General features: G+C 34.7%; 18 protein-coding genes and 1 pseudogene. 9 read left to right on the forward strand and 10 right to left on the reverse strand.

Annotation, left to right across the window (positions count from 1 at the left end; genetic code table 11):
- Nucleotides 1-83: 83 nt before the first annotated feature.
- Nucleotides 84-1,016, reverse strand: a complete 933-nt coding sequence (locus ABWU74_RS02460) for a hypothetical protein (protein ID WP_209472929.1) — start codon at nt 1,014-1,016, stop codon at nt 84-86.
- A 117-nt stretch (nt 1,017-1,133) separates the two neighbouring features.
- Here ABWU74_RS02460 and ychF point away from each other — a divergent pair, with 117 nt between their 5' ends.
- The 5 genes from ychF to ABWU74_RS02485 all read left to right on the forward strand — a co-directional run bounded on the left by ychF (nt 1,134) and on the right by ABWU74_RS02485 (nt 9,004).
- The gene (gene ychF, locus ABWU74_RS02465) at nt 1,134-2,228 is read left to right on the forward strand and encodes a redox-regulated ATPase YchF (RefSeq protein WP_353289379.1); all 1,095 of its coding nucleotides are present in this window, start codon (nt 1,134-1,136) and stop codon (nt 2,226-2,228) included.
- 267 nt (nt 2,229-2,495) lie between these two features.
- The gene (locus tag ABWU74_RS02470; protein WP_070356816.1) at nt 2,496-3,689 is read left to right on the forward strand and encodes an ankyrin repeat domain-containing protein; all 1,194 of its coding nucleotides are present in this window, start codon (nt 2,496-2,498) and stop codon (nt 3,687-3,689) included.
- Nucleotides 3,682-5,487: a pentapeptide repeat-containing protein gene (locus ABWU74_RS02475; protein WP_353289380.1), complete on the forward strand. Its 1,806-nt coding sequence runs from the start codon at nt 3,682-3,684 to the stop codon at nt 5,485-5,487. The genes ABWU74_RS02470 and ABWU74_RS02475 overlap by 8 nt, the downstream gene beginning before the upstream one ends.
- Nucleotides 5,471-6,079, forward strand: coding sequence for a guanylate kinase (gene gmk / locus ABWU74_RS02480; RefSeq protein ID WP_209473330.1), 609 nt, complete (start codon nt 5,471-5,473; stop codon nt 6,077-6,079). Before ABWU74_RS02475 ends, gmk begins: the two co-directional genes overlap by 17 nt.
- Before the next feature lie 282 nt (nt 6,080-6,361).
- Complete coding sequence (locus ABWU74_RS02485) at nt 6,362-9,004, forward strand: ankyrin repeat domain-containing protein (RefSeq protein ID WP_209472925.1); 2,643 nt, start codon at nt 6,362-6,364, stop codon at nt 9,002-9,004.
- On the opposite strand, the gene sdhA is transcribed toward ABWU74_RS02485, so the two are convergent.
- Nucleotides 9,005-10,804 carry a succinate dehydrogenase flavoprotein subunit gene (sdhA, locus tag ABWU74_RS02490; protein WP_264706107.1) on the reverse strand — a complete coding sequence of 600 codons (1,800 nt, stop codon included), beginning with the start codon at nt 10,802-10,804 and terminating at the stop codon, nt 9,005-9,007. It lies immediately after the preceding gene.
- 763 nt (nt 10,805-11,567) lie between these two features.
- Entirely contained in the window at nt 11,568-12,989 is a 1,422-nt protein-coding gene (gene gltX, locus ABWU74_RS02495; RefSeq protein WP_010962590.1) for a glutamate--tRNA ligase, read from the reverse strand.
- A gap of 149 nt (nt 12,990-13,138) precedes the next feature.
- On the opposite strand from gltX, the gene ABWU74_RS02500 reads away from it, so the two are divergent.
- Both ABWU74_RS02500 and ABWU74_RS02505 read left to right on the forward strand, forming a co-directional pair.
- Nucleotides 13,139-13,894, forward strand: a complete 756-nt coding sequence (locus ABWU74_RS02500; RefSeq protein WP_353289381.1) for an ankyrin repeat domain-containing protein — start codon at nt 13,139-13,141, stop codon at nt 13,892-13,894.
- A gap of 72 nt (nt 13,895-13,966) precedes the next feature.
- Nucleotides 13,967-16,042: an acetyl-CoA carboxylase biotin carboxylase subunit gene (locus ABWU74_RS02505; RefSeq protein ID WP_353289382.1), complete on the forward strand. Its 2,076-nt coding sequence runs from the start codon at nt 13,967-13,969 to the stop codon at nt 16,040-16,042.
- Here the strand turns inward: ABWU74_RS02505 and ABWU74_RS02510 are convergent.
- The 6 genes and pseudogenes from ABWU74_RS02510 to ABWU74_RS02535 all read right to left on the reverse strand — a co-directional run bounded on the left by ABWU74_RS02510 (nt 15,991) and on the right by ABWU74_RS02535 (nt 20,816).
- Nucleotides 15,991-17,265, reverse strand: coding sequence for a COX15/CtaA family protein (locus ABWU74_RS02510; RefSeq protein ID WP_244663076.1), 1,275 nt, complete (start codon nt 17,263-17,265; stop codon nt 15,991-15,993). The genes ABWU74_RS02505 and ABWU74_RS02510 overlap by 52 nt on opposite strands.
- Nucleotides 17,223-18,821 (reverse strand): annotated as a pseudogene (locus tag ABWU74_RS02515) (glycosyltransferase family 2 protein). The gene ABWU74_RS02510 and the pseudogene ABWU74_RS02515 overlap by 43 nt, the downstream one beginning before the upstream one ends.
- A gap of 14 nt (nt 18,822-18,835) precedes the next feature.
- The gene (locus ABWU74_RS02520; protein ID WP_065094793.1) at nt 18,836-19,312 is read right to left on the reverse strand and encodes a hypothetical protein; all 477 of its coding nucleotides are present in this window, start codon (nt 19,310-19,312) and stop codon (nt 18,836-18,838) included.
- Between the two features lie 8 nt (nt 19,313-19,320).
- Nucleotides 19,321-19,800: an ATP synthase F0 subunit B gene (locus ABWU74_RS02525; protein ID WP_010962584.1), complete on the reverse strand. Its 480-nt coding sequence runs from the start codon at nt 19,798-19,800 to the stop codon at nt 19,321-19,323.
- A gap of 3 nt (nt 19,801-19,803) precedes the next feature.
- On the reverse strand, nt 19,804-20,031 hold the full coding sequence (locus ABWU74_RS02530) for a F0F1 ATP synthase subunit C (RefSeq protein ID WP_006014985.1): 228 nt from the start codon (nt 20,029-20,031) through the stop codon (nt 19,804-19,806).
- A gap of 59 nt (nt 20,032-20,090) precedes the next feature.
- On the reverse strand, nt 20,091-20,816 hold the full coding sequence (locus ABWU74_RS02535; RefSeq protein ID WP_155968396.1) for a F0F1 ATP synthase subunit A: 726 nt from the start codon (nt 20,814-20,816) through the stop codon (nt 20,091-20,093).
- Nucleotides 20,817-21,045: 229 nt separating this feature from the next.
- Here ABWU74_RS02535 and ABWU74_RS02540 point away from each other — a divergent pair, with 229 nt between their 5' ends.
- Both ABWU74_RS02540 and pheT read left to right on the forward strand, forming a co-directional pair.
- Nucleotides 21,046-21,309: a hypothetical protein gene (locus ABWU74_RS02540; RefSeq protein WP_010962582.1), complete on the forward strand. Its 264-nt coding sequence runs from the start codon at nt 21,046-21,048 to the stop codon at nt 21,307-21,309.
- A gap of 111 nt (nt 21,310-21,420) precedes the next feature.
- Nucleotides 21,421-23,760: a phenylalanine--tRNA ligase subunit beta gene (pheT, locus tag ABWU74_RS02545; RefSeq protein WP_353289383.1), complete on the forward strand. Its 2,340-nt coding sequence runs from the start codon at nt 21,421-21,423 to the stop codon at nt 23,758-23,760.
- Here the strand turns inward: pheT and ABWU74_RS02550 are convergent.
- Nucleotides 23,751-26,498, reverse strand: a complete 2,748-nt coding sequence (locus ABWU74_RS02550; RefSeq protein WP_209472909.1) for a hypothetical protein — start codon at nt 26,496-26,498, stop codon at nt 23,751-23,753. The genes pheT and ABWU74_RS02550 overlap by 10 nt on opposite strands.
- Between the last annotated feature and the right edge of the window lie 32 nt (nt 26,499-26,530).

Genomic DNA, 26,530 nt, shown 5'->3' on the forward strand with positions numbered 1-26,530 from the left:
TGCAAATTCATATTATATGAAATGCTTGCAAAAGCCCTATATAAAAATATACAGGGCTATGAAGATTTATTTTACACTTCCAATTATGATATTTGTTGTTGATGAAATGTTTTTTCTGTTCTTGATTCCTCCATACTACATCTTGGTAAACTTGAAGGGTTTTGCTCTTCAGAGCACTCTATGCGCTGCTTTATCTCACTAACGCACTGCTCTACAACATCACCAATTTTTCCATCAGCATTTTCTGCCAATAACTTATCAAATCCCTTTTCAACCTCTGCTCTCTCAGAGATATCCTTTGAAAGGTTACAATATTCTAAGATCTCGTCTAGCTGCAGTTTTTTTGCTAATAGGAAATCTTCTTGTTCTTGCTCTTGTTTAAGTTTGGTTTCCTCTTGCAGTTGTTTTGCTAAACTTTTATTTCTATCAAGCAATGGTTCGAAATGCAATCCGCTTTTGTTTATTATATGCACAATACTACTATCATCATAATCAACTTTATTGTATTCACCTGCACTTTTTGAACCTGAATTGTCTATTAATTCATGCAAAGACAGATCTTGGTTATCAACAGTCTGGTTCTCTATAACATGTAGCTTTACCTTATACTTTTCACAAAGTATTCTGCCTTCAACGTCAGGATCACCCCACCTACTGTTACGCATAATGTCTGCTGTATAATCATCTACAGTTTCACTACGGTGCTGGCCATTGTTATCATGACTATTGACAATTGCATTTGTAAACCACTTTGGTGGATTCTTTTGCGCAAATTCCCTACAATCATTTCTTAATTTTTCGGCAGTAACTTGCTCTCCTGTCTGTTGTTCTAGACTTTGCCTGAACGAGTCAAAAAAACAGCTTCCATTACCAATTGCTTGTCCTACATAGAAATTGTCAGGGTAAGGGTTACTATTTAAAAGAGTTATTTCTTGCCCTGAGATCCTGGGCCTTTTTATTCCAACCTCAACATCATGAAAGTCACTTGGTAGTTTCCGTTTCTTAGCTGTAGTCATAGTTTTACCTTAATTTAAGCTATATATTACTATACCAACAAAATTGTCAATAAGCGACTAATTAAGTATAGCAGAAATTTTTAAATTATGCAATAGTTATAATTTTACATAGCAAATATGAGTTTTAACTGCGGTATAGTTGGGTTACCAAACATAGGAAAATCAACCTTATTTAATGCGCTTACAGAGTCAAGTGCAGCCGAAGCTGCAAATTATCCTTTTTGCACAATCGAGCCAAATATAGGCAAGATTTCGATAAAAGATCAACGTTTGAAACAAATCGCAGCAATTGCAGGCTCAGAGAAGGTAATCTACAACCAATTAGAAGTTGTAGATATTGCAGGTCTGGTAAAGGGTGCGAGCAAAGGCGAAGGGCTTGGCAATAAATTTTTAAGCCATATCAGAGAAGTTGATGCCATCGTTCATCTGCTCAGGTGCTTTACGGATGACGATATCAGCCATATACACAGTAAAATAGATCCAATATCAGATGCTGAAGTGGTAGAAATGGAATTCATCCTAGCTGATATTGATAGCATAGAAAAAAGGCTTCCTCAATTGGAAAAGAAAGCAAAGCAAGGTGATAAAGAGCTAAAGAGACAACTTGAATTAATGCAAGAGGTATTAGCTACTTTAAAATTAGGTAAACCTGCAAGAAGTTTGGAGAATATCAATGAAGATGAGATGAAGTTGCTTCAATTGCTGACAACAAAGCCCGTTATGTACGTTTGCAATGTTGAAGATACAAATGTTATAACTGGCAATGAATTATCTAAAAAGGTAGAGAGGATGGCGGAGGAAAATAAAAGCAAATTTTATTGCATTTCAGCAAAACTCGAAGCAGATATTGCAAATCTTGATAGTGAAGAGGAAAAACAGAGTTTTTTATCAGAATTTGGCTTACAAGAATCAGGCCTTGATGGAGTAGCGCGTATTATGTATGAAGTGCTGAGTATGATAACTTTCTTTACTGTGGGCCCCAAAGAAGCACGGGCATGGCCAGTAAAAATAGGGTCAACAGCCGATAAAGCAGCAGGTGTAATCCACACTGATTTTGAGAAAGGCTTTATAAAAGCAGAGACAATAAGCTTTGCAGACTACATAAAGTATGGAAGTGAATCAGCTTGCAAAGACGCAGGAAAAATTCGCTTTGAAGGCAGAGATTATATCGTGCAAGATGGCGATATAATGCACTTTAGGTTTAATGTGTAGTTTATTATGCAGCCACTTATTTAAAGTTAAGTTTTCTGGATCCCAGTGTCTGGGCACTGGGATGACATCCTCCCTAGCGGAGATTGCTCTCAAATCACAATGTTCGTACAGTAAGCACTGACCACTTTGCTTCAATATTTGCGATGCCCCTGAACAGATACAAAAAATCTATTGTTTTTTTATAAATTAAATCCTAAGGCATTTTTTACTGTAGATTAATCATTTGATTATAGTATCATTTTAATTAAGCTTATGCTTGGGATATTTATGAAGAATATTTTATATTTTATATTATTAGCTGTCGTATTCGGATCACCCATCCTGTTTGCCGTAGAGCAGCTTGAAGAAAAGAAAATTGAATCAGTTCATAAAAACGAAAATGTAGGTGTAAGGAAGCAAGATAGCACAAATCAAAAAGATGAGTTAAAAAGCAACGTCGATGCTAAACAAACACAAGAGGCTGAGAGCAAAAGATTAGACGGCACTACCGATAAAGAGAAACTGCAACACAACGAGAACAAAGCTTTCGTGGTTGAAAAAACTATAAGTGAAGGTGAAAGGATTGATAAAGATTTGCCAAATGACCAGCTAGAAGGAAGCACAGACAAATTTGCTCAAAATTTACCAAATGTGGCCAATAAAGAAGTGAATAAAGATTTGAAACCAGAGCCTTTGCCTTTAAGTGCTGATTTAAATGAGAATACAGCTAACCCGCAAAAAAATCTACAAGCTGATCAGAAGATTGATATAAAAGATAATGAACTTTCAAAAAGTGATGCGAGTCAATTATTAGAGGGAAAAAAAGAAAAAGTAGAGAATCAGTCTGAAGAAAAAAAAGTGAAAGAAACAAACAGTAATTCCAAGGACCGCAATAGAGTAAAACCTATAACTAAAAAAGATGAAGAAGAGCAAAGTGAAAAGAAAAGTTTACAAAAATGGACAAAGCTAAACAGAGAACCAATAAAAGAATGGGGTCATAAAGACATACAAAGCAAGTCAATATATAAACGACAATATGATAGCCTTAATGAGCATCTTCCTACAACTGTGTTTATTGATGATTACAGTAAGCAATTTTTTTACTGCATTAAGAAGAACAACTTAACTTGCTTAAGAGGAGTAATAAGTAAGCTAGAAAAAATTGGATTAACAATTCAAGAGATACTAAGGTTTAGAAATAAATTGGGTGATACTCCTCTCATTTATTCAGTTAAACAAGGTGAGGTAGACATAGTGCGCTTTCTCTTATTACAAGGTGCTGATCTTAGAGTAGTTAACAATAATTTTCAATCCCCAATTGATATAGCAATCGAAAAAAAGCAGATTAATATAATAAATGCGATTGCCGAAATGATGCCACATCTTTTGGAGGATAGAAAAATAGACAATAAAGAAAGCTCAGCAATGTACGATTGGGCTGTGAAAACGAAAGAAATACAGTGCGATAAGCAAGATGATTAGATTTTTGATATTAATTTTAGTTGGTCATTTATGTTATGGAAACGAAACAAATGATGAAAAAAATCAGATTAGTGATTTTTTAAACGCTTTGCGTGATGCAAAATACGTATCTTACAGTAAAAAAGACTTTGCTGAATTTTTGGTGCAGTGCCACAAAGAGGGCGTGCCAGAAGATTTTAAGAGAGGTTTTGGTTCTAACTTAAATGGAGCTAATTTTAACCAACTGTACCTAAGTAAATCTGTTTTTGATGGAGTAAGTCTGATTGGTGCCGATTTTTCTAACACCGATTTATCCGATGTGTCTTTCATTGATGTTGATTTACGTGGTGCTAATTTTTCCAATGCTAATTTACATGGCATTAAAATAAAAGGTACAAATTTGAGTTTTACAAAATTTGTTTCTGCAAACTTAACAGATATCGTATTTGATCAGTCTAATGTTAGTTATGCTGATTTTATCAGTTCCGATCTCAAAAAAGTAAGTATGCACAACGTAATTGGTTTGCATACTAATTTCTCGAATGTGAAAATGAATTTCTCCAACTTATCAAACTCGAATGTTAGCCACGTAAATTTTAGTGATAGTGAAATAAACGATACTGTTATGCAGAAAAACAACCTTGATAATGCAAGTTTCTTTGGAGTGGATGCATATAAATTAAAGATACAATTTTCTTCATTAAAAAATGCTAACATATATGGTGCAGAGTTAAAAGAATCAGACTTTACAGGTAGCAATCTTTCCGATGCTTGCCTTAATTCTTCTATCATAATTAACAGTAACTTCGACGAAACTGATTTAAGCAACACACAAATTTCCTATGTGAATGACGATAATTCAAGTTTTGTTCAATCTATACTAAATGGTTCCAAGATAAAACATGCATATGTTTCTGAAGCAAATCTTCATGATGCTGATTTATCCAATATTGATTTTAGTTTTAGTGAACTGCATCAAGTTAATGTCTCTAATGCTGACATTCGTCACGGAAAGTTTCATAATACTAAAGTTGCAAATTCTAACATGAATGGCTCATTTTTTGACCATTCACTATTCACCTATGTGAAGATAGAAGATTCAGACCTTTCTACAACTTCAATGTATAAGATAAAAATCCAAGACTCTCAAGTTTATAACAGTACACTTTCTCGCCATAATATTGATTCCAGTGAAATAGAAAATTCAACATTCTTTAATTTATTAGCTGATAATTCGAGCTGGTCCAATTTAAAAGCAACTAATTCAAATTTTATTGAAAGCGATTTCAGATCTTCTTTGCTTCACGCTAATGCCTTTAGGAAAACTAGCTTTTTTCTTAGCAATTTGAGTAATTCAACAATTAGTGATATGTCTTTTCTCTCTTCAAGCATATATAAAAGTTCAGTTGTTGATGCTCACTTAACAGGTTGCAAATTTGATAATTCAATTTTGATTGACAATAAAGGACAGAAAAAACTTGCAGGTTCAGAAAATGCTATAACTTCGATTAAAGATTTGCAAGAGAAAATATCACAGGGTGAAAAATTTAATGTAAATTATTCTTACTTTGAATTTAAGAATATGAATTTAGAAAATGCCGATTTTTCTAATTCAACATTGAGTAGAGCAAAGTTTGTAAACGTTAATTTGAATAAGGCAAATTTTGAAAAGACCGATTTGCGCTATACTGTCTTTGATAACTCTTCTCTTATTGGCACCAACTTATCAAATTCTAATTTAGAAGGTTCTAGCTTTTTAAACTCTGATCCAAAAAGCACCATGTTAAAAAATGCAAAGAAAAATGACCGTAAAAAGTGAGGGCGTATTATTGGTTCTATCCTCCCCTTCTGGAGCTGGAAAAACTACTATATCAGCAAAATTACTTGAGCAATCAACTAATTTAGTTAGGTCTGTTTCTATGACTACACGCAAGCCTCGCCCCGGCGAAAGAAATGGAAAAGACTATTTTTTCGTTACCGAAGAAAAATTTCACGAGTTATGCAAAGCTGGCCAAATGCTTGAATACGCCAAAGTTTTTGAGAATTTTTATGGTATACCAAGAAATTTTATAGAGCAAAACTTAAGCAATGGAATAAGCGTTTTACTCAGCATAGACTGGCAAGGAGCATTTCACTTATTCAAGCTCATGAGAAAAAAAGTTGTAAGTGTTTTTATACTTCCCCCTTCAATGGAAGAGCTTAGGTTGCGTTTGCAAAAGCGTAATAGTGATGATGCAAGCGAAATAGAGCGCAGATTAGCCGAAGCTCAAAAAGAGATAAGCAAACGTGATAAATATGATTATGTAATAATCAATGATGATATTGATAAAAGTGTAGAAGAGATAAGCTCCATACTAAATAAAGAAAGACTTAAAAAATCAGAAGAAAAACCAAGCCTGGAAGATTTATAAAAAATCAATTTGGATATTTGCAGCTATAGTTTCTTATCCTATTTTAGCCAATAGCACATTTCACAGTTTAGCTATATTTATTATTTTTTAAGATTAAATGGTTAAAATAGTAGCAACTGTTCAAGTGAGGATTTGACTATGACAACAGATTTTCTAATAGAAACTAGTTTTCTGCCTTTCCACCTATACATATACAACGTTTAGCTCAATTTAAAAGTCAAACTTCTTGGTTGTTAGTTTAGTGCTGACAACTTAAATAGCTTTTAATATTGAGGTTTTAGTATGGGTATAGATATAACTGCACTAACTACTAATGCAGATAAATTAGGTGAATGCATAGATAAAAATAAAAAGCAAGAGCAGGATAGAAAAGACGAACAATTATATGGCATTATAGAGAGAAAGGTAAAAAAAGAAGAACACAAGCGTGAAAAACCAAGAGGTCAAGATGGAACCCTCAAGAAGTGTAAAAGGTTATTTGAGGAAGGTGCTAGCTCTGAAGTACTAACTAAATTAGAAGAATCACTTAGAGAACAAGAAAAATATTATAAGTATTATGTCCAATGCTTTCTTCCGGTATTGAATAGAAAAATATCGAAAGAACTAGACCCTATAAAAAAAGAGGAAATAGGACAAGCAATTTCAGAAATTACTTATAATAGCAGATATTGTTTTACCCACAACCGTAGGGACAGCGAAACAGAGAGTGGCTACGGCAGTGATGTTGAAGATGATCATGAAGTAGAAATAAGCAACGAAATAACAAATAACAATGCTCTACTACTAAAAGCGATCAAAAATGGAAATAACAGGAAATTTAGAAAATATCTAAAAGATTGTACGGATATTAGCAGCATAAAAGCTGAAGAAGGGAAAAATATTTTACACCTCATTGCGTCGTTGGAAAAGAAACAGAAATGCAAGTTTCTGGGTACCCTAATAAAAACGGTCACCAAGGAAGATTTAGCACAACTTGTTGATAGTGAAAATCAGGACGAAAAAACTCCTCTTCAGGTGGCACTAATTAACAAGATAACAAAAGAAAAACATGAGTCTCATACAATCCAAGATAACGATAACACACTTAAGTTTCTTACAAAATTGTTAGAGCATGGGGCCAGCTCTGATAATTTAGGATTATCTACAAAAAAATTACAAGACTTAAAAGAAGAGCAAAAGACATACTATCGTAATTTCTTAGAAAAATTAGCAGAGCAAGGAAAGAACTCTAAATTAAAGCCAGAAATAAAAATCAATACAGAAGCAAAAATTAAAGAAATTATACCACGTACCATAAATACTCCAGATAGTAATGATAATTATCAATTACATTTAGCAATTAAAAATAATGATAAAGAACTTTTTAAAGAACTATTGCAAAAAGGGGCAGATATTAGCCTTAAAGACACAGATGATAATAATGCTTTACACTTGATTGTTAAACCTGAAACAAAACAAAAACTTAAACTTCTCCATATATTGCTAGAAGCAAGCCAAAAAGAACAATTTATAAAAGCTGTAAATGATAAAAAAGAAGGGCAAACACCGCTCCACCAGGTACTCCAGTGCATACAAGAGAAGAGTGAGAACCGATCACTTAAGAAATTTGAGAAAACTAAGAGATATAAAACCCTAGAGCTATTACTACAAAACGGTGCAGATATTACTGTGCAAGATAAAGATGAAAAAAATGCTCTGCACTATATTGCTTCATTCAAAGGAGAACAAAAAGTTGCATGTTTGAAGTTGACTTTAGGTAAGGATGAATTTAGTAAGGCTATAAATGCTGTTAACGGGAAAGAGCAAACACCGCTCCATCAGGTACTCCAGCGCATACAAGAAAAGAGTAAAGAACCTTCATTGAAAAATAAAATAAAGAATGTAATAAAAAAAGAATTTAAGGATACTGGCAGGTATAAAACCTTAGAGTTATTTCTACAAAACGGTGCAGATATTACTGTGCAAGATAAAGATGAAAAAAATGCTCTGCACTATATTGCTTTATTCGAAGGAAAACAAAAAGTTACATGCTTGAAATTAATATTAGGTTTAGTAAAAGAAAGAAAAATATCTGAAGATCAATTAAGAGAGGCTGTGAATGCACCTAATGGAGAAGGGAACACACCCCTAGAATTGGCATTAAAGAAAAAAGCAGAAAAAAGAAGTATCGAACACCTATTGCAAGGAACAATTTTTGATACAGCAACTGCTTATGACAATACAACAAAATTTTGTACAATGCTGCTAGAAATAGGCGCTGATCCCTGTTCTCTGGAGCTGAAAGATCCAAAATTCCATACTAAAAAGTACTATTTAACTTTACGAGATCTAAAAGATTATTCAGGGACTCCACAGAAAGCACAGGAGAAAGCTAAAGAACTAAAAGAGAAGCTTGAAGAAAAATACCACTGTAAAACTGCTTCAAAAAAATGCAAGTCTGGCATTAAAGAAGCAGGTTCTGGTATAAAAAAAGGAGTATCTGCTGTAGCAGGATTCATAGATCCAGCAAAAAGGACCCGCGAACTGTTAGCAATCACGATAACGATTACTGTTATTGCAATGGTAACATTTGCTTTCTTTCAGGGTCAAATGGCAATTGGAGCAGCCATTCCTATCATAGCTACTGCTGGAGTTATATGTCTTACTTTAACTTTAGGATTTAGTGGTATTAAGAAATTTTTTGAAAAATCAACCAACAAAGCACAGGACATATTTAACGACAAAAACCGCTCTAATTCAACAACAGAGCAGAATCAAGCTTCGAAGAACCCTATTGACAATGATCAACAGAATTTAGGAAATGATTCTGAAGACCTAGCAGCAAAAAGACAACAAAATCAATCAGAGCATACAGAAAACCCAGCTACCAAAATGAGCGATGTATCAATAATGAACTCGTTGAAAAATTGTGTAGGGATAGTGTAACTAGTAAACCCTCTTCTCTGGCGCTATGAAATCAATCTCACCGCTCAGAGTTTTTTCAGCCACTTTTTTATAATCAATTTTTACGTTAATTTGCCCTTTCTTTTCTTCAAGCCACGCTATAGTGTGCTTCATCCAGTTTTTGTCATCACGTTCAGGAAAGTCTTCACGAGCATGGGCACCTCTGCTTTCCTCGCGATTAGCTGCGCATTCCATGGTAATAACCGCTTGTGGGATCATGTTAGCAAGCTCCAGTGCTTCAACTAAATCACTATTCCACATCATACTGCGATCCTCAAGTGAAATATCAGGCATCATTTTTGCTACCTTTTTTATAGCTTTTTTGCCTTCTTCTAAAACTTCAGCAACACGGAACACTGATGCGTACTTTTGCATAGTGTTCTGCATTTCACTGCGTATTTTTGCTACTTTTAGCCCACCGGAAGCAAATCGCATTTTATTGAATCTATCTACTATCCAGTCTGTGCAGTCTGAATGCAATTTTTTATGTGGTGTACCGGATTTTAGTTTCTCTCTTGCTCTGAGCGCTGCAGCTCTGCCAAAAACCACAAGATCAAGAAGCGAGTTAGAACCAAGTCGATTTGCACCATGCACAGAGACGCACGCAGCTTCTCCAATTGCAAATATTCCATCTACCACTTCTTCCTTACCTTGCTTCAGCGTGATCACTTCTCCATGATAATTGGTTGGAATGCCACCCATGTTATAGTGAACAGTCGGAATGACCGGTATTGGATCTTTAGTAACATCAACTCCTGCAAAGGTCTTTGCGGTTTCGCTAATGCCCGGCAATCTGAGTTTTATTACTTCCGGATCAAGATGCGCTATAGTTAAATACATGTGATCTTTTTTAGGTCCAACTCCCCTTCCCTCTCTAATTTCAATTGTTATTGCACGACTTACCACATCACGGGAAGCTAAATCTTTTGCTTTTGGTGCGTAACGTTCCATAAACTTCTCGCCCTGAGAGTTAACAAGGTATCCCCCTTCGCCACGGCATCCTTCTGTCATCAAGCACCCTGAGCCATATATTCCTGTCGGATGAAATTGCACAAATTCCATATCTTCAAGTGGTAATCCAGCTCTTACTACCATGCCATTACCATCACCTGTGCAGGTATGCGCACTTGTTGCAGAGAAATAAACACGTCCATATCCACCTGTTGCTAACACCACTCTATGCGCACGAAATCTATGTAATGTGCCGTCGCATAGCGACCAAGCAAGAACTCCGCAGCATGTTTCGCTATCCATAATTAAATCAATCACAAAGTATTCAACAAAAAATTCAGCGTTGAATTTAAGACACTGCTGATATAGAGTGTGAAGGATTGCGTGCCCAGTCTTATCTGCTGCCGCACAAGTGCGCTGCGCTGATTTTCCTTTACCAAAGTGAGTTGTCATTCCACCAAAGGAACGCTGGTATATTTTGCCATCTTCTGTACGAGAAAAAGGTACGCCAAAATTTTCAAGTTCAATAACAGCTTTAGCAGCGTTTTTACACATATATTCTATTGCATCTTGATCACCAAGCCAGTCTGAACCTTTTATTGTGTCATATGCATGCCAGCGCCAATCGTCTTCACCGATATTACCTAAAGCTGCACTAATTCCGCCTTGTGCTGCAACTGTATGACTTCGTGTAGGGAAAATTTTAGAAATGCAGGCAACTGAAAAATTAGTTGCAGCCATCCCAAGCGTTGCTCTGAGCCCTGCTCCACCTGCACCTACTACTACCACGTCATACTCATGTTCTATGATCTCATACGCTGACTTATCCATATTTACTTATTTTATCATTACAGGCTTATGATATCACAGAAGTAGAAAAAATCTATACAAGTTTTCTATAGTTAAGACGTCATGCCGCCGCGGCGCTAACAAGTAGCGGGATGACAGCAATCCTACGTCATACCGCCGCAGTATCTCAGCCACTAACACGTAGCGGGATGACGAGCTTATTGTCATGCCGCCGCGAACCGTCATACCGCCACGAACCGTCATACCGCGATTCATTCGCGGTATCTCTAGATCCCGCTAACAAGCAGCGGGATGACGATTGTCGTTCAGCCACAAACATTAAGAAATTTACCAAATGAAAAAAAAGGCAAAAGAAGCCCCGTGGTTATTATCCGCTTTAAAATATTGGCGTTTTTTATGTTTTAAACGCTTGAAAAGCGAAATTCAGCTGCTTTTAATTGCAACTAACTTACGCTGCAAATGTTTAAGAAATTTACTAAGCAGAAAAAAAGACAAAGAATCCCCGAGTTAGCTAGTCTTTTACTATCTCTGTCGAGTATTGGCATTTTTTGATGTCTTGTAACTCTTTATAAGCGCGTTCAGCTTATTTAGATAAAAATCTAGATGTAGATGAAGTTTTGTAAAGACATACAGTATCTATATACTGCAAAAAATTGAACATAAGACGCCGATACATTAAGTAATCCTTACCTTTTAATCTGCAGATTGGCGAAAGCAAATACAATAGCTTCAGTTTCATGATAAGGGGGCTGGCGAAGGATGTCAAGTAATTTTCTTATTTCATTTAAATTGCTTGTAACCTTCTTATACACTCATCTTTACCAAGAATCACCATGATATCAATGATTCCAGGTGCATCCATTACTCCAGTTATAGGGGCGCGTAATGAGTGGTATACATCGCTTATTTTCATATCGTGCAATTTTGCACATTCCTTGATCTGAGAAGATAAAAAACCCTTATTCCAATTTTCATCACCGATCTTTGACAGAAATGACGCGAGTAACTTGATTATATCGAGGTTAGATTTGACAATTTGCTCAGCCTCTTCACTTAAATCAAGTGGCGGATCTTGAATATAAAATTTTGCTAAATCCAATAATTCGGTCAGGTAGTTTGCTCTTTTTTTTAGCTCTGTCAGTCCCTGCAGTAAATAGCCCTTTTTTTTGTCAGTTAGAGTATTTTCTCTAAGCATTAGAGTCAGAATATCTTCATTGCTCATATTACTAATATAGTGGTTATTCAAATGCTCCAGTTTTTTGAAATCGAGCCGTGCAGGTGAACGACCAATACTTTCTAAATTAAACCACTCTATTGCTTGCTCATCGCTAATAATCTCATCGTTGCCGTGACTCCAGCCAAGTCTCAGCAAGTAATTACGCATCGCTTTTGGCAATATTCCCATCTTTTCATAATCGCAAACGCTTGTGGCACCATGCCTTTTGGATAGCTTATTCCCATCTTCCCCATGGATAAGCGGCACATGTGCAAAGCGTGGAATGTCAAAATCAAGAGCCTGGTATATTAGCAGATGTTTAAAGGTATTAGTGAGATGGTCAGAACCACGTATTATATCAGTTATTCCAGCATCATGATCGTCAACTACCACGGCAAAAATATATGTTGGAGTGTTATCAGAGCGTAAGATCACTATATCATCAAGCTGGTCGCTATTTACTTTGATTTGGCCGTATATTTTGTCATCAATGACGATCTCTTGCGAATCTGGCACTTTAAAGCGGACAACTGACCTCACACCCGATGTCATTCCAGCGCGTGACCACATATTTTTCCAGTGTCGGCTACTTGGATGACAAGAAGGAGGTTTTGTAGTACATTTATGCTTGTATATCTTGCCCTCTTCTCTTGCTTTTGCCTTCTTTTCTGCAACTTCATCTTCAGGGCAGTAACAGTGATACGCCCTACCCTTTTCAACTAAAAGGTTTGCTACTTCTTTATGCCGCTCTATTCTTTTTGACTGATATACTATTTCCCCATCATAGCTCATACCGAGCCATCTTAGCCCTTCTATAATTGCATCAATTGCTTCTTGTGTTGAACGTTTTCTGTCGGTGTCCTCAATTCTTAGCAAAAACCTGCCACCATGATGCTTTGCATAGAGCCAATTAAATAACGCAGTACGAGCTCCTCCAATGTGCAAAAATCCTGTTGGTGATGGAGCAAATCTCGTGACTATACCTGGCATATTTGTCTGTTACAGTAATGTAAATGATGATAGCTAAAATTTATGTTTGTAACAATTTAGAATTTATTTGTTCTGAGAGATAAAATTTACTTGTTTTTCATAAATTGTGTTGTATAATTTAGTATTGGTTGAATATAGCGAGGTGAGTTATGGATGGACCTGTAGATATAGCAAAATTGCTTTCAGATAATGAAGCTAATATCAATTGGCGTTACACCGGCCCTTTTGATAAAACAAAACAAAGAGTACAGGCAGGTAATCTCCTGCATTTAGCTGCAAGAATACAAAACAAAGGTAAATTTGTAGACATTTGTAAGAAGAACATTGCTTCTGTAACTGCGCATAATGAATATGGAGATAATCCACTTCATGAAGCAGCAAGAAGTGGAATTTTACTGCCTGCAGTACAAGAGATTGTGAATGACTTAGAGAAGGAAGCTAATAACAAAATTACGAAAGCAGAAGAAGCTGGAGATCGGAAAGAAGTAAGCAGATTGAAAGAGGAACTCAAATGTAATAAAAAATATATTAAAGATGCGCTCTGCAGTAAAGGCTATGCTTTTAATAAGAAGAGGGAAACTCCTCTTTATTACTTAAATGCTGCACAACAGAAAGAAATTAAGCAAATCGCAGGCATAAAAGACAGCTTTATATGTAACCAGAAGTTTCACCTGTGCTTATATATAATAGGAGCGATAGCATGTATCGCTGCTTTATGTTTGTCTTTATACTTTTTATTTTTAGTTTCTCAATCTTTTGCACTAAGCTCGATGGTTGCAATAGCTTCTGGCGGAGTCACATACCTGTCAGTTAAAGCATGTAGCGAGATACATGCCTTGCATAACGAAAGCACTTTAGTGGAAAATGCTAATGTACAACTTGCAGGAGAAAGTTTAGGTGTTTGATGAAGCTAGAAATTACTTGCAGGCAATGATATAGAAATTTACTTTCTTAACTTCAGAAAGTATACTCATACGATGATAGAAAAGAAGTACAGTAAGATTTTAATAGCAAACAGAGGAGAGATTGCCTGCAGGATTATCAGAACTGCCCATAAGATGGGTATATCTTGTGTGTGCATATACTCGGATGCAGATGTAAATTCTGTGCATGTAAGACAAGCAGATGAGTCAAGATATATCGGCCCTTCGCCATCTTGCCTCAGTTATTTAAACATTGAAAAAATATGTGAAGTAGCAGTTGAAACAGGTGCTGAGGCAGTTCATCCTGGCTATGGTTTTTTAGCAGAGAATCCAGATTTTCCACGTGCTCTTCAAAAACATAATATAGACTTCATCGGTCCCAGTGCAGAAACAATAGAAGTTATAGCCAACAAAATAACAGCAAAAGAAGCTGCAAGAAAAGCTGGAGTGAATGTAGTGCCAGGATATATGGGTAAGATCAGCGATGCTGCCCACGCAGCTCAAGTTGCTAAAGAGGTCGGTTTTCCCGTTATGCTCAAAGCTGCATCAGGCGGTGGTGGCAAAGGAATGCGAATTGTAAACTCCAAAAAAGAAATTAAACTAGCATTTACATCAGCCACAAATGAAGCAGAGAAAAGTTTTAAGGATGGCAGTATCTTTATAGAGAAATATATAGAGTTGCCAAGACATATTGAAATACAAATCATAGCAGATAAATATGGCAATATAGTTTGTCTTGGAGAAAGAGAATGCTCGATACAAAGGAATAATCAGAAAATAATAGAAGAAACGCCAAGCCCATTCATTAGTGAAGAAGTAAGACAAAAAATGTATGTTCAATGTGTTTCTCTGGCAAAGCAAGTTGGCTATTTTTCAGCAGGCACTGTTGAGTTTGTTGTAGATAAAGACCAAAACTTCTATTTTCTTGAGGTAAATACGAGATTGCAAGTTGAGCATCCAGTAACAGAATTTATAACTGGAATAGACATAGTAGAAGAAATGATTAGAACTTCCTGTGGAGAGAAATTGAGATTCAATCAGGATGATATTAAACTTACTGGTTCTGCAATAGAAAGTAGAATTTGCGCTGAAGACCCATCGAAGAAATTTTTCCCTTCCAGCGGAAGAATAAAATATTACGATAAACCGGGTGAAAATGATTATGTAAGAATAGATGATGGAGTTGCTGCAGGTTCAGAAATTAGCATGTTCTATGATTCGATGATTGCCAAAGTGATAACATATGGAAAAGATAGAGTAGAAGCGATCAGCAGAATGCAAAAAGCATTGTCTGAATGCTATATAGAAGGAGTAACAAATAATATAGAATTTCTAGAATCCATCTTCCATCACCCAAATTTTATCGCAGCAAAGCTCCATACGAGATTCATTCCAGATCATTACCCTAGTGGGTTTCACGGCGATTTTGTTACAGAGGAGTATATTAAAATATTTATTTTCACTGCGTTATATGTTCATTTGGAAAATGAAGAAAGGTACCATCATAAAGCAGTGAATGAAACATCTCAGGTGTCATTCCAGTGCGTGACACTGGAATCTAGTAAAAAAGAAGGGGCACCAGTATCAGCTACTCGGATGGCAGGTGACCGTGCAAGAGATTTATTCATAGTGAATATAAATGACAATGAGTACTCCGTAAATGCAAAATACCAAGATAATATATTAATAACGGTATATAATCACAATAAATACTCCGTTATAGGCAAGTGGAAATCAAGTTATAGATTGCTATATATCACAATTAATGACGATACCAATATAGCACTTAAAATAGAAAGACAAGGCAGCAAGTACTTCATAAGGCATGCAGGCATGAAAGCTGAGTGTTGTATATTTAAGCCTCATGTAGCTGAATTAAGTAGGTTAATGCTAAATAATGAAACAGAAGGGATTTCAGCAGATGCTGTAAAATCCCCAATATCTGGTTTATTAGTTAAATTGCACGTAAATGTAGGAGATCAGGTGGAAATAGGACAACCTTTATTTGTGGTGGAGGGAATGAAAATGGAAAATATCATATGTGCTGAAGCAGCAATGGTGATAAAAAATATTCCCGTTCAAGAAGGAAAAAATGTGCAGATTGGTGATGTAGTCTGCTTTCTTAAATAACATAAGAAGTACAAACTTGACCCAAACAAGATAAATGAAAACACTTGATGAGCTATGGCAATGGCTATTGGTATGTGCAATAATAGAGTAATTACACCTAAAATGATCTGAATGACGACGGAGAGCAGCATAATATATACCGGTTTTATGCTAGCATTTTTTACTGTGAGTATTACTACCAAAGTTAGTATTAGCAATGCCAGTGCTCGATGTATAAATTGCACTGTCGCTCTGTTCTCAAAGATATTCAGCCATATAGGCTGTAAGAAAAATAAATCTTCTGGAACGATTTGTCCGTCCATTAGTGGAAAGGTATTGTAAATCAAACCAGCATTTAATCCCGCAACAAATGCGCCGAAAATTATTTGTATTACAATTAGAATCAGAATAAGTATTGTGTAATATATACTACTGTTAGTAGATTGAAATCCTGTCATCCGAGTAGCTGACACACAACTGTACGAACGCTTACTTTTGAAAATAAATTGCACAGCAAATGGTGTCATGAAAGTAGCTGACACTGGAATCCAGCTTTTACTATGCAGCCACTTATTTAAAGTTAAGTTTTCTGGATCCCAGTGTCTGGGCACTGGGATGACATCTTTCTTGGTGAAAATTACTCTTATACTGCAATGTTCGTATAGTTGTGTACGTAACACTGGGATCCATATTTGGTAATCAAAAAATTGATATGACAATAATGCAAAGATAATTAATGCTAATAATAAGTGAAGTGCAAGCCTATAGTGGCTAACATGAGGTTCAGTTACTAAACCACTTTTAACCATATACCAACCAGCAAAAGCTTGTAAAGCTCCAAATAATAATGCCACACATAGCTTTATTACTACCTTTTTAGATATTTTTCTTCTTAATATGAAATATATAAATGGCAGGACAAAAACTAAACCTGTTAGTCTTGCAACCAATCTGTGTACATATTCTATTAAGTATATAGCGCGAAACTCCTCCATACTAATACCATAGTTAAGTGCTTTATATTCAGGTGTAGCTTCGTATTTTAATTTTTCTTGTAGCCAGTCTTGTTCACTCAGTGGTGGTAATGTTCCAGTAATTGGTTTCCACTCCGTGATTGACAATCCTGCTTTTGAAAGTCTGGTAAATCCACCAATCCCTACCATGAGAATTACCATGACCGAGCAGAGAAAAAGCCAAATAGCTACAGGTTTTGCTTCCATAAACCATGCTGAGTTTTGTTCCATCGCTCAGGGTAAAGAATAAATTCCCATAAGGCAAGAAAAGCTGCAACACTATGTAGCAGACTATAGACCGGAAAAAATATCGATACTATATAAAAATAAAAAGGCATCTTTTGCTGTTTGACAGCTATTACCAAAAGAATCAGGTTAGTAACGTATACCACTACAAAGTAGTACAAAAATAATTCATTTAAAACTTTAGTTAATATCAATGAAAGCAGTAAAAATGGAGTAGTAAAAAATATAAAAGCTGCAGAGCCAACAAAAAGATTCAATAGCAAAATTCCCTTAAATCCAGTGTGTTTATAAAGTGACTTTATATTTTTTAAATGAACAATATAAGTTTGCATATAGCCTTTGATCCAGCGCGCTCTTTGCTTAATCCAAGCAAATACAGCAATTGGTGACTCTTCCAATGTTTCTGAGTCAATCATCCTGGTTTTATATCCCATTTGTGCAAGTCTCAAACCAAGGTCAGCATCTTCGGTAACACTATAAGCATCCCAGAAAAACACTTTTTTTAGAATTTTTACTGAAAAATGATTACTGCTACCACCCAAAGGCATCGGCATGTTCATTTTTTGGAATCCAGGCAATAAGTATTGAAACCAGTTCATATACTCCAGAGAAAAGAATTTTGTGAGAAAATTATAATCACAATTGTAGTAATTTAATTTCGCCTGTACACAGGCAAGCTTATCGTCGTCCTTATTAAATTCAATCAGTGCTTTTTTTAACTGCAATGGGTCTGGTTTATCGTCCGCATCATATATTACTGCATACTTTCCTCTAGCAAAGCTCATAGCATAATTGCATGACTTGGCTTTTGTTCTAGGCAAAGAATGAGGCACTTTTATTACTTCAAAATACTGCGGTAAAGTGTACTTTTCTATAGCTGCTAGCGTTTCTTGGTCATCACTTTCTACCTGAAGCTTCACATCTAATTTTGATTTTGGATAATCCAAACTTTCAATGCTTTCAACCAATTGCTCTATCACTGCACTTTCTTTAAAAGCAGGCAATAAAATAGTATATATAGGAAAATCTTCTTCACTCAGCTTACTATAATCCACTTTTTAGTTGGAGGTTTCACATAAGTTAAAAATTGTAGCTATAAACTTGAATAAATAGCTAGAACATCCGATTATAAATATCAACATCAAAGCAAAATATGTATATTTCTCTGTTAGTGTTAAAATTGAAGTTACAATAAAGAAAGAAGCAAAAAATATTGAGCTTAGTTTAATGCTTTTGGCTGAAAAATTAGGATTCTTGTAATATAAGTAGTTGCTTGCAAATTCTGAAATACCAAAGTGCGAGTTAAGAAGATTTAAAATCTGTTCGCTATCCACTTTTATTAATACATAGTCAATACCGTAATGAGCTTCGACCCAACGGTTGATATCTCGGCTTGTGTCTTCAACCATAAAAAAAGTAGTAGTATTTAATTTTTGCCAAGGAATTATATTAAATTTATAGTAAAAAAGTTTCTCTGGCTCTTTGCACAAACTAGAATCAAACTTAATTTTTTCTACATTATCAGCTTGAAGTATAGGCAATTGTTGCATTGAACCTAATGCAATTTTTTATTTAAGTCACGTGAAAATGAAGATATGACCTCGCTACTACGCTTATCATCTTTACGTTCATGCATTATTTTTTTTACAGCATCAGCAGCTATATTCGCTGTGTTAGCCTGTAAATCTCCAAGAGCTTTTTCAACTTGGTCAGTGACTTTCTTCAAGTTAGAATGGGCATTGTCATCTAATGTCTGATCTAGCTGCTGTCTATTGTGCTTAATGATACTATTAGCTTTATCAAGTGCTTCATTCATCATTTTATTAACTTCTGCATCTAATTCTTTGTATTTTTTAGAAGATTTTTTGTAATACTCCAACATATCTTTCCTGAATTTTTCAGTTTCTTCACTTGAAAATTTGCTTTTGTTACGCTTATTGTTAAGCGCATTTTTTATCACTTTCTTTAGCAATTTATACGAAAGGACAAAACTTACCAAGAAGGCAAGACCGATAATCAGTGATGTAGACATAAAAACCCCTAAAATTCTTTGGACACCAAGTCAGCAATAAATTCCTCTTCAATTTCAGAATTAGTCAATTTAGTATAATAAATTAAAGCAATACTAGTAGCCATTTGTTTTAACTGATCAGTATATTCAGATTTAAATTCTGCCACTTTTTTTTCAATAAGCTTGCTCTTTTTTTTATCTTCCTCTTCTAATATATTCTTAACATTAGCTCTCATTTCTTCTACCTGAGCAAGTGCATCATCTATGATTTTTTTTGCCTGTATTCTAGCTTGGGTTAAAGCTGCGTTATACTTGGTAATCTGATCTTCCGTAAGTCTTAAAAGATGAACAGAACTATTAAAAGAACCCAATACTTCTTTACTTCTAGTGCTTATTATTTCATCTAACTTTGGCAAAAATAAACAACTTACTACGAAAAAAAGTGAAGAGAAAAAAATTAAAAACCAAAAAACTTGAGAAAAGAAGGTTGAAACATCAAGCTGTGGCATCTGTTAAGCAGCAAATATTAATAACATTGCAAGTACAAACGCAAGCAATCCCATGATTTCAACCATGGCAGCACCAATATAAACATAACTTTTCATTTTACCTTCTGATTCAGGGTTTCTCGCAATCCCATTTAACATAGCAGAGAAGATATTAGCTATACCTAAACCAGCGCCGAGCATTCCAAACACAGCTAAACCAATTGCTATAAATTTTAAAGCTACTAAATCCATATATTACCTTTAATTATTTCTTTATAATATAATTGTAAAATATTCTACAAGGAAGTCAATTACTTTACTGCATCTGACAAATATACACATGTTAATATAGTAAATATATAAGCTTGTAAAATTGCAACAAATACTTCAAATCCTATCAATGCAATTATGAACAAAAACGGCGCAGGAGTGAAAAATATGTTCATATTTACAATAAACCCTGCTATCACTTTGATGATTGTATGACCAGCAATCATATTTGCTGCAAGCCTTATTGATAGGCTAACCGGCCTTACTAAATAAGCAAACAACTTAATAATAATTATTATAGGTGCAAGCCACGAAGGAGTTCCTTTTGGTAGCAATATGCGTAAAAATTCTACTCCCCTTTCTTTAAATCCAACAATCGTTATATAAATAAAAACCACCATCGATAAAGCGAAGGTGACTATCACATGACTTGTGACCGTGAAACTATAAGGAAGAACACCAACTAAATTACACGATAAAATGAAAATAAACACTGTAAATATCAATGGAATGTGCTGCAAGCCTTTGCTTCCAGTGTTATTTTCTATTATTGAAATAACAAAATCATATACATACTCAACTGCAGCTTGCAAATATCCTGGTATTACTGCCCCCTTCTTTATTCCAAAAAGCAAAAAGAGTATCACCAATATCACCGAAATCATCGTGAAAAGAGATGAATTGGTAAAGCTTACGTCATACCCAAATAACCTAGGTAACTCTATTACCGTATATACTTTAAACTGTTCCAGCGGATTTAATGCCATTTTAATCTGAATTATAAACAGTAAATAAAGTATGAATTTTATAGGACAAAGTCAAGAATTAAGATAAGGCTCTGTATTATTATAACATTAACATATTAACAAAATATGTAATTAGAATGTTAATTACAGTCAGCTCTGTATTTTAAAATTTACTAATCTTGTTAAATTATTCAATATCTTGACTTAATATCTTATTTTGATTATAATTTAATTTTTAGTGAGGTATATAATGAACGAAATAGATTTTATTAACACTAATCATCCTTTAAATTTGGAGCAGGAATTTGGTAACGGATACATCGAATCAGTAGATTGTTTCCTTGACGAAGATACTCGCGATTATTACATAGGACTCAACAATGCAATAATACACTTCTTTTTTGATGGTAACATTGATGAGGATGCCTGGGATTATGAAAGTCTTAAATTCTTTCTGGAGATAGATTTAAAAGGTGATATAGAAAAAATTCTTTCTCTTCGCAAGAAGATATAAAGTTACAAAAGCTTCTACATCATAAACAATGATGTAGAAGTATTCCACTACAACAAGCTTTAAAAGCACTACATTTTATATTACAATAACTTTTTGTTTCTTGTTAGATCGATGAAATTCACGTTATCTTGGTTACTGGAGTATTTAGAAACCAATGCTAGTTTAGAAGAAATTACCGATAAATTAACTCACATAGGGTTAGAAGTAGAAGATGTGATCGACAATACCAAATTAGCTGGTTTTATTGTTGCAGAAGTATTAGAGGTGATACAGCATCCAAATGCTGATAAATTAAAATTATGTAAAGTAGATGAAGGAAGTAAAATTCTACAAATAGTTTGCGGAGCAAACAATGTTAGAGAAGGTATGAAAACTGTGCTTGCATCTCTTGGTAGCACATTGCCAGAAAGTGATTTCACAATCAAGCCTACAAAAATACGAGGAGTGCTAAGTGAAGGGATGCTCTGCTCTGCTTCTGAACTTGCGTTGGTTCAAGAGGAAAGTGAAGGAATAATCGAGCTTTCCGATGATTATAAAGTAGGGGATAAATTTTTCAATTGTGACCCTGTAATTGATATAAATGTTACTCCAAACCGTGGAGATTGCTTAGGCATTTATGGAATAGCTCGCGACCTTGCTGCAACTGGAATTGGAACATTAAAGACTTTAAGCATTCCACAACTTACCAGCTCCATAAATTCACCAATCGATGTTGAAGTTACTGACGGAGAAAGTTTTATTAGTGGAATATACATCGCCAATGTAAAAAATCAAGAAAGCCCAAAGTGGCTAAAAGATAAATTGGAATCGATAGGAATGCGCTCCATTTCTACAATAGTTGATATCACGAACTATATTATGATATCTTTCAGCCGCCCAATGCACGCGTATGATGCAAAAAAAATAGAAGGAGAGCTCACAGTACGCAAAGCAAACGACGGAGAAAAATTTGCTGGTTTAAACGGTAAAGAATACTTATTAAACAAAGACATGAGCGTTATTGCAGGTGATAAAAATATTCATGGAGTTGCTGGAATTATAGGTGGAAAGTGCAGTGGATGTACACTTGAAACTACTGATATCTTTTTAGAGTCTGCTTGGTTTGACCCTATATCTATCGCTAAATCTGCAAGGCAAATAAACATCTCCACAGACGCTAGTTACAGATTTGCACGTTCTGTTGATCCCGAATTTACTTTTGATGGACTCAACCTTGCAGCTAAAATGATTCTGGATTTATGTGGTGGAGAAGCCTCAAGCGTAGTGTCTGCTGGCAGCTTAGATAGGGCTGACACCAAGGTGAGCTTTGATTACCAAGATGTAAACAAGTTTGGAAGTGTATCTGTATTGCCTGATGAAGTGTTCGATATCTTGACGAAACTAGGGTTTAATATTGATAAAAAAACCGAAGGCAATTGGAATGTACAAGTACCAAGCTGGAGACCGGACGTGACAATACCGGTTGACCTAATTGAAGAAGTAACAAGGATATACGGCTATGACAAAATAAAAGAAGAACCACTACCAAATAATGTTGAAGAAGTAGATAGTACATACGACAATTTGCGTATTTTGATGACAAACAGAGGGTTTCATGAAGTGCTAACCTGGTCGTTTATGAGTGAATCAACAGCTGAAAAATTTGGTTACTCGAATAAGTTATTTATCATCGATAATCCGTTTAACAATAACTTTAATATAATGAGACCAAGTATTATGCCAAATTTATTGCAAGTTACTGCTGATAATATTGCCCATGGAATATCTGATCTTGCAATCTTCGAAATCGGGCCGATTTACGATGGTGAAGCTCAGTCTAAACATGTTTTAAGTGGAATAAGAACAGGAAATAATTTACCGCGAAACCATTATAATACTAATAGGAAAGTAGATGTTTTTGACGCAAAGGCTGATTGCATAGCAGCTTTGGAGTTTTTTAACGTCAATTGCGATAATTTAACGATAGAGAGAGCAGAAAAAGAACATTACCACCCAGGAAAGTCAGGCACTCTCTCTTTTAAGAATAAAGTAGCAGGTTATTTTGGAGAGTTGCATCCTAATATATTAGATCTTTTTGACATCAAGCAAAAAGTTGTAGGTTTTGAGGTGATATTAGAAAATATTGAAAATTTACCTGTAAGTAGAAAGAAATTTATCGATTATAAATACCAAAGTGTAAAACGTGATTTTGCATTTATTGTAAATAAGGATGTGAAAGTAGGTAACATAATCAATGTGGTAAAAAAAAGCTCAGAGCTCATCACAGAAGTTTTAGTATTTGACGTATACCATGGAAATAATATAGAATCGAATAAGATGTCTATAGCATTGTCAGTTACTTTCTGCTCTCCAACTCACACTTTAACTGAAAAAGAGATCCAAAAAGAATCAAGTGCTATAGTTAATTTAGTATGTGAAAATACCGGAGGAACTTTGAGAACTTATCGTTGAGTCACAATCATAGTTTCCTGCCGTTGCTGTGTCACACTTACTTCATCCAATTTATTTCCAATATTGAATTCAATATCCTTGAAAAATCTATCCCACATTCCATGCAAATGCTCTTCTATTTTAGGCCACACATCATTTTTAAATGTTACCCCATCATCAGAAAATAAATTACCTAAAAAGGCTCCAACACCTTCATAATTTGACTGAAAACATTGAAGAAATGTCTCTCCTTCTTTATAAGTATTATGTGCCACATTTAACGCTTTTCTCTCTGTAGTCTCTTTATAAGCATTTGATGCTCCAATCTTTATTGCACCAAACATAACTTTACTCCAGTTCTTAACTTTCTGTATACAACCTTCACTATTTCCTGGTATATTATTTATTATATCTTTTGTCAAATTATCTATCAAAGGAGACAATAAACCTTGATAAAAGTGCTTGATATTATTTTTTGTTTTTATCACAGGACTTTTTATGCATTTTTCTGCCAAATAGTATTCAAGTTCCGCTTCCTCTAACAACTTCTTAACTGCTTCTTCGTTAAAAGTTTCACGCTCGAACTCCTTCAGTAAATCATCCTCTATTATTGCAAACTTTATTTTTTCGCGAGATTCTAGTTCTTCTATATAATCATTTTTTGTTTCTTCATTTATCAACAATCCTTTTTCTTCTAATTCTAACTGTTTTAATGCTTTGAGAATTTCTTGGTTATTTTTCAAATGCTTCTCTATTAATTTTGTACTTGGATGCTGTTCTCCTTTCCTATTTCGCTCACCTTCTAAATATTTGTTTAAATCCTCATTTTCTTCTATTACTTTCCTTAACGATATAGGTTGCTCTAAGCATTCTGCAATTTCCGCTCGGTGCGCATTAATCCTCTGTACTAAATCCGGCTCCTTTTCCTCTAACAGCTTACATGAATCCTCTATACCCTTTGCTTGGCCTTTGAGTACATTTTGTATTTTGCATTTCGTTATTTCTAAATATATCTTTGCTACAAAAGCATTTACTTTATCTGAAGCTTCTTTTAAATTCTCACTCAAAGAACCTTTTATCTCCTTTTCTAAATCCCGAAACTGGTCTATTAAGCTGAGCATGCCTAATAGGCCTAACTCACCCTTGGCTTTTTTCATTACTGATTTTACTAGCCTTTGCTCAACTTCTTGATCATCATACTCGAACTTAAAAAGACCTTCTAACCTTCTTCTTAAAACATCACCTGCTAAATTATTCTTTTTTACATCTCCATATATTTCTTTCAATTTTTCATGTATCCTAATATATCTTTTTTGTCCTTCTTTTTTTAAAAGATTAATCTCTTCTTTAGCATTACCTAGAGCTGTCTCTGTTTCTCTACTATGTATATATTTATAAACATCAATAATTGTTCTCTTAGCTATCTTCCCTTCTTCTTTAAGCCGCTTCCATTCTGCTTTAAATATAGGAAGCTCACTATCATCTAAAACATCCGGTACTTTTGCTCCTGCTTTTTTCAGATCTCTTATTATCACTTCTTTCTCACCTGGTAATTCCTTACCTTGACTCTCTAATTCCTGTCTCACTAAAGAATTTTTTATCTCATCTTCCAGTGAAAAACCTTCTTTCCGTCTATCCAGCTGAAACCTAACTGCTTGTATAAAGGCAACTTGATAGGCGTTGTATATTAAGTGAGTTGTCAACTTAAAATCTATGCTACTTACCACTTTTAACCTGAATTCGTCCAACAATTCCTTCAATTTATCATATGTAATCTCTTTCTTTTCTAGCTTTATCAGTTCTTCCATAGTCTTCGCAAATTCTTGAATAGAAGTTGCAAGCACATTCTTGATCTCATTACGTAAAGGCTTAAGACCATTTTTTAAGTGGATATTAGCTGATAATTTCAGTATGGTATTATGTTCTGAATCACGTGCAACATTAAACCAACTACCATCTTTATCTTCGTATAAATCTCTAAGTAGTTGTTTAAATTGCGGTGGAAACTTAACTTCCATATTCCACTTAATGTCTGCTTCAATAGCCTCTATCTCATGAAAAGACACCTCAATATTTTGGTGTTCATTTTGACATAACCCATTACTTATTTTAATAGCAGCAATCAAAAAATGAGATAATTTTTTATTTAAAAGATAAAAAGTAGCCAAAGCGAGTGTTGCAGGAATAAGTAATGCTGCAAGCACAGCGATATTAACAAGAATCACTATTGCAGCAAGAACACCATATGCCAATCTTTTTGCTGTACTTTCACTTACTTCACTTTTTTTTGTTTTATTCTCCTCTGAACTGATTTGTGTCTTATCATTTGTTTTTAATTTATTATATACGGCTAATCCTAACGCAGTGAAAACTATATAAGGAAACATTAAAACTGATAGAGCTAAATTTAATACTTTCTTCTCCGGGCAAGCTCGATTTACCTCTTTAAATATTCTACTTGATATATTATACCAAGAAGTAAAAAAATCAGAGTTATAATCTTTATAATGAAATATACTGAGTGGAACGTTAAAATTAGCTAACGGCTCTTGTTCTTCCACAGCATCAAAAAATTCTTCTTCCTCTTCTGAAGTAGCAAGACCTAAATCATTCCCTTCTTCTACATTAGAAACAGCTTCCATAGCATCAAAAGACTCTTCCTCTTCCAAAGTAACATTGGAAATAGATTCTACTTTACCTAAATCATCACTATTGTTATTTAAGTCAACAACTTTCTTACAATCTACAACAGCATGCATACCATAACCTTACCTCAAGTAACCTAAGTATA

The sequence above is a fragment of the Wolbachia endosymbiont (group A) of Paraperithous gnathaulax genome (assembly GCF_964028485.1).
In the GTDB taxonomy this organism is placed as follows: domain Bacteria; phylum Pseudomonadota; class Alphaproteobacteria; order Rickettsiales; family Anaplasmataceae; genus Wolbachia; species Wolbachia pipientis.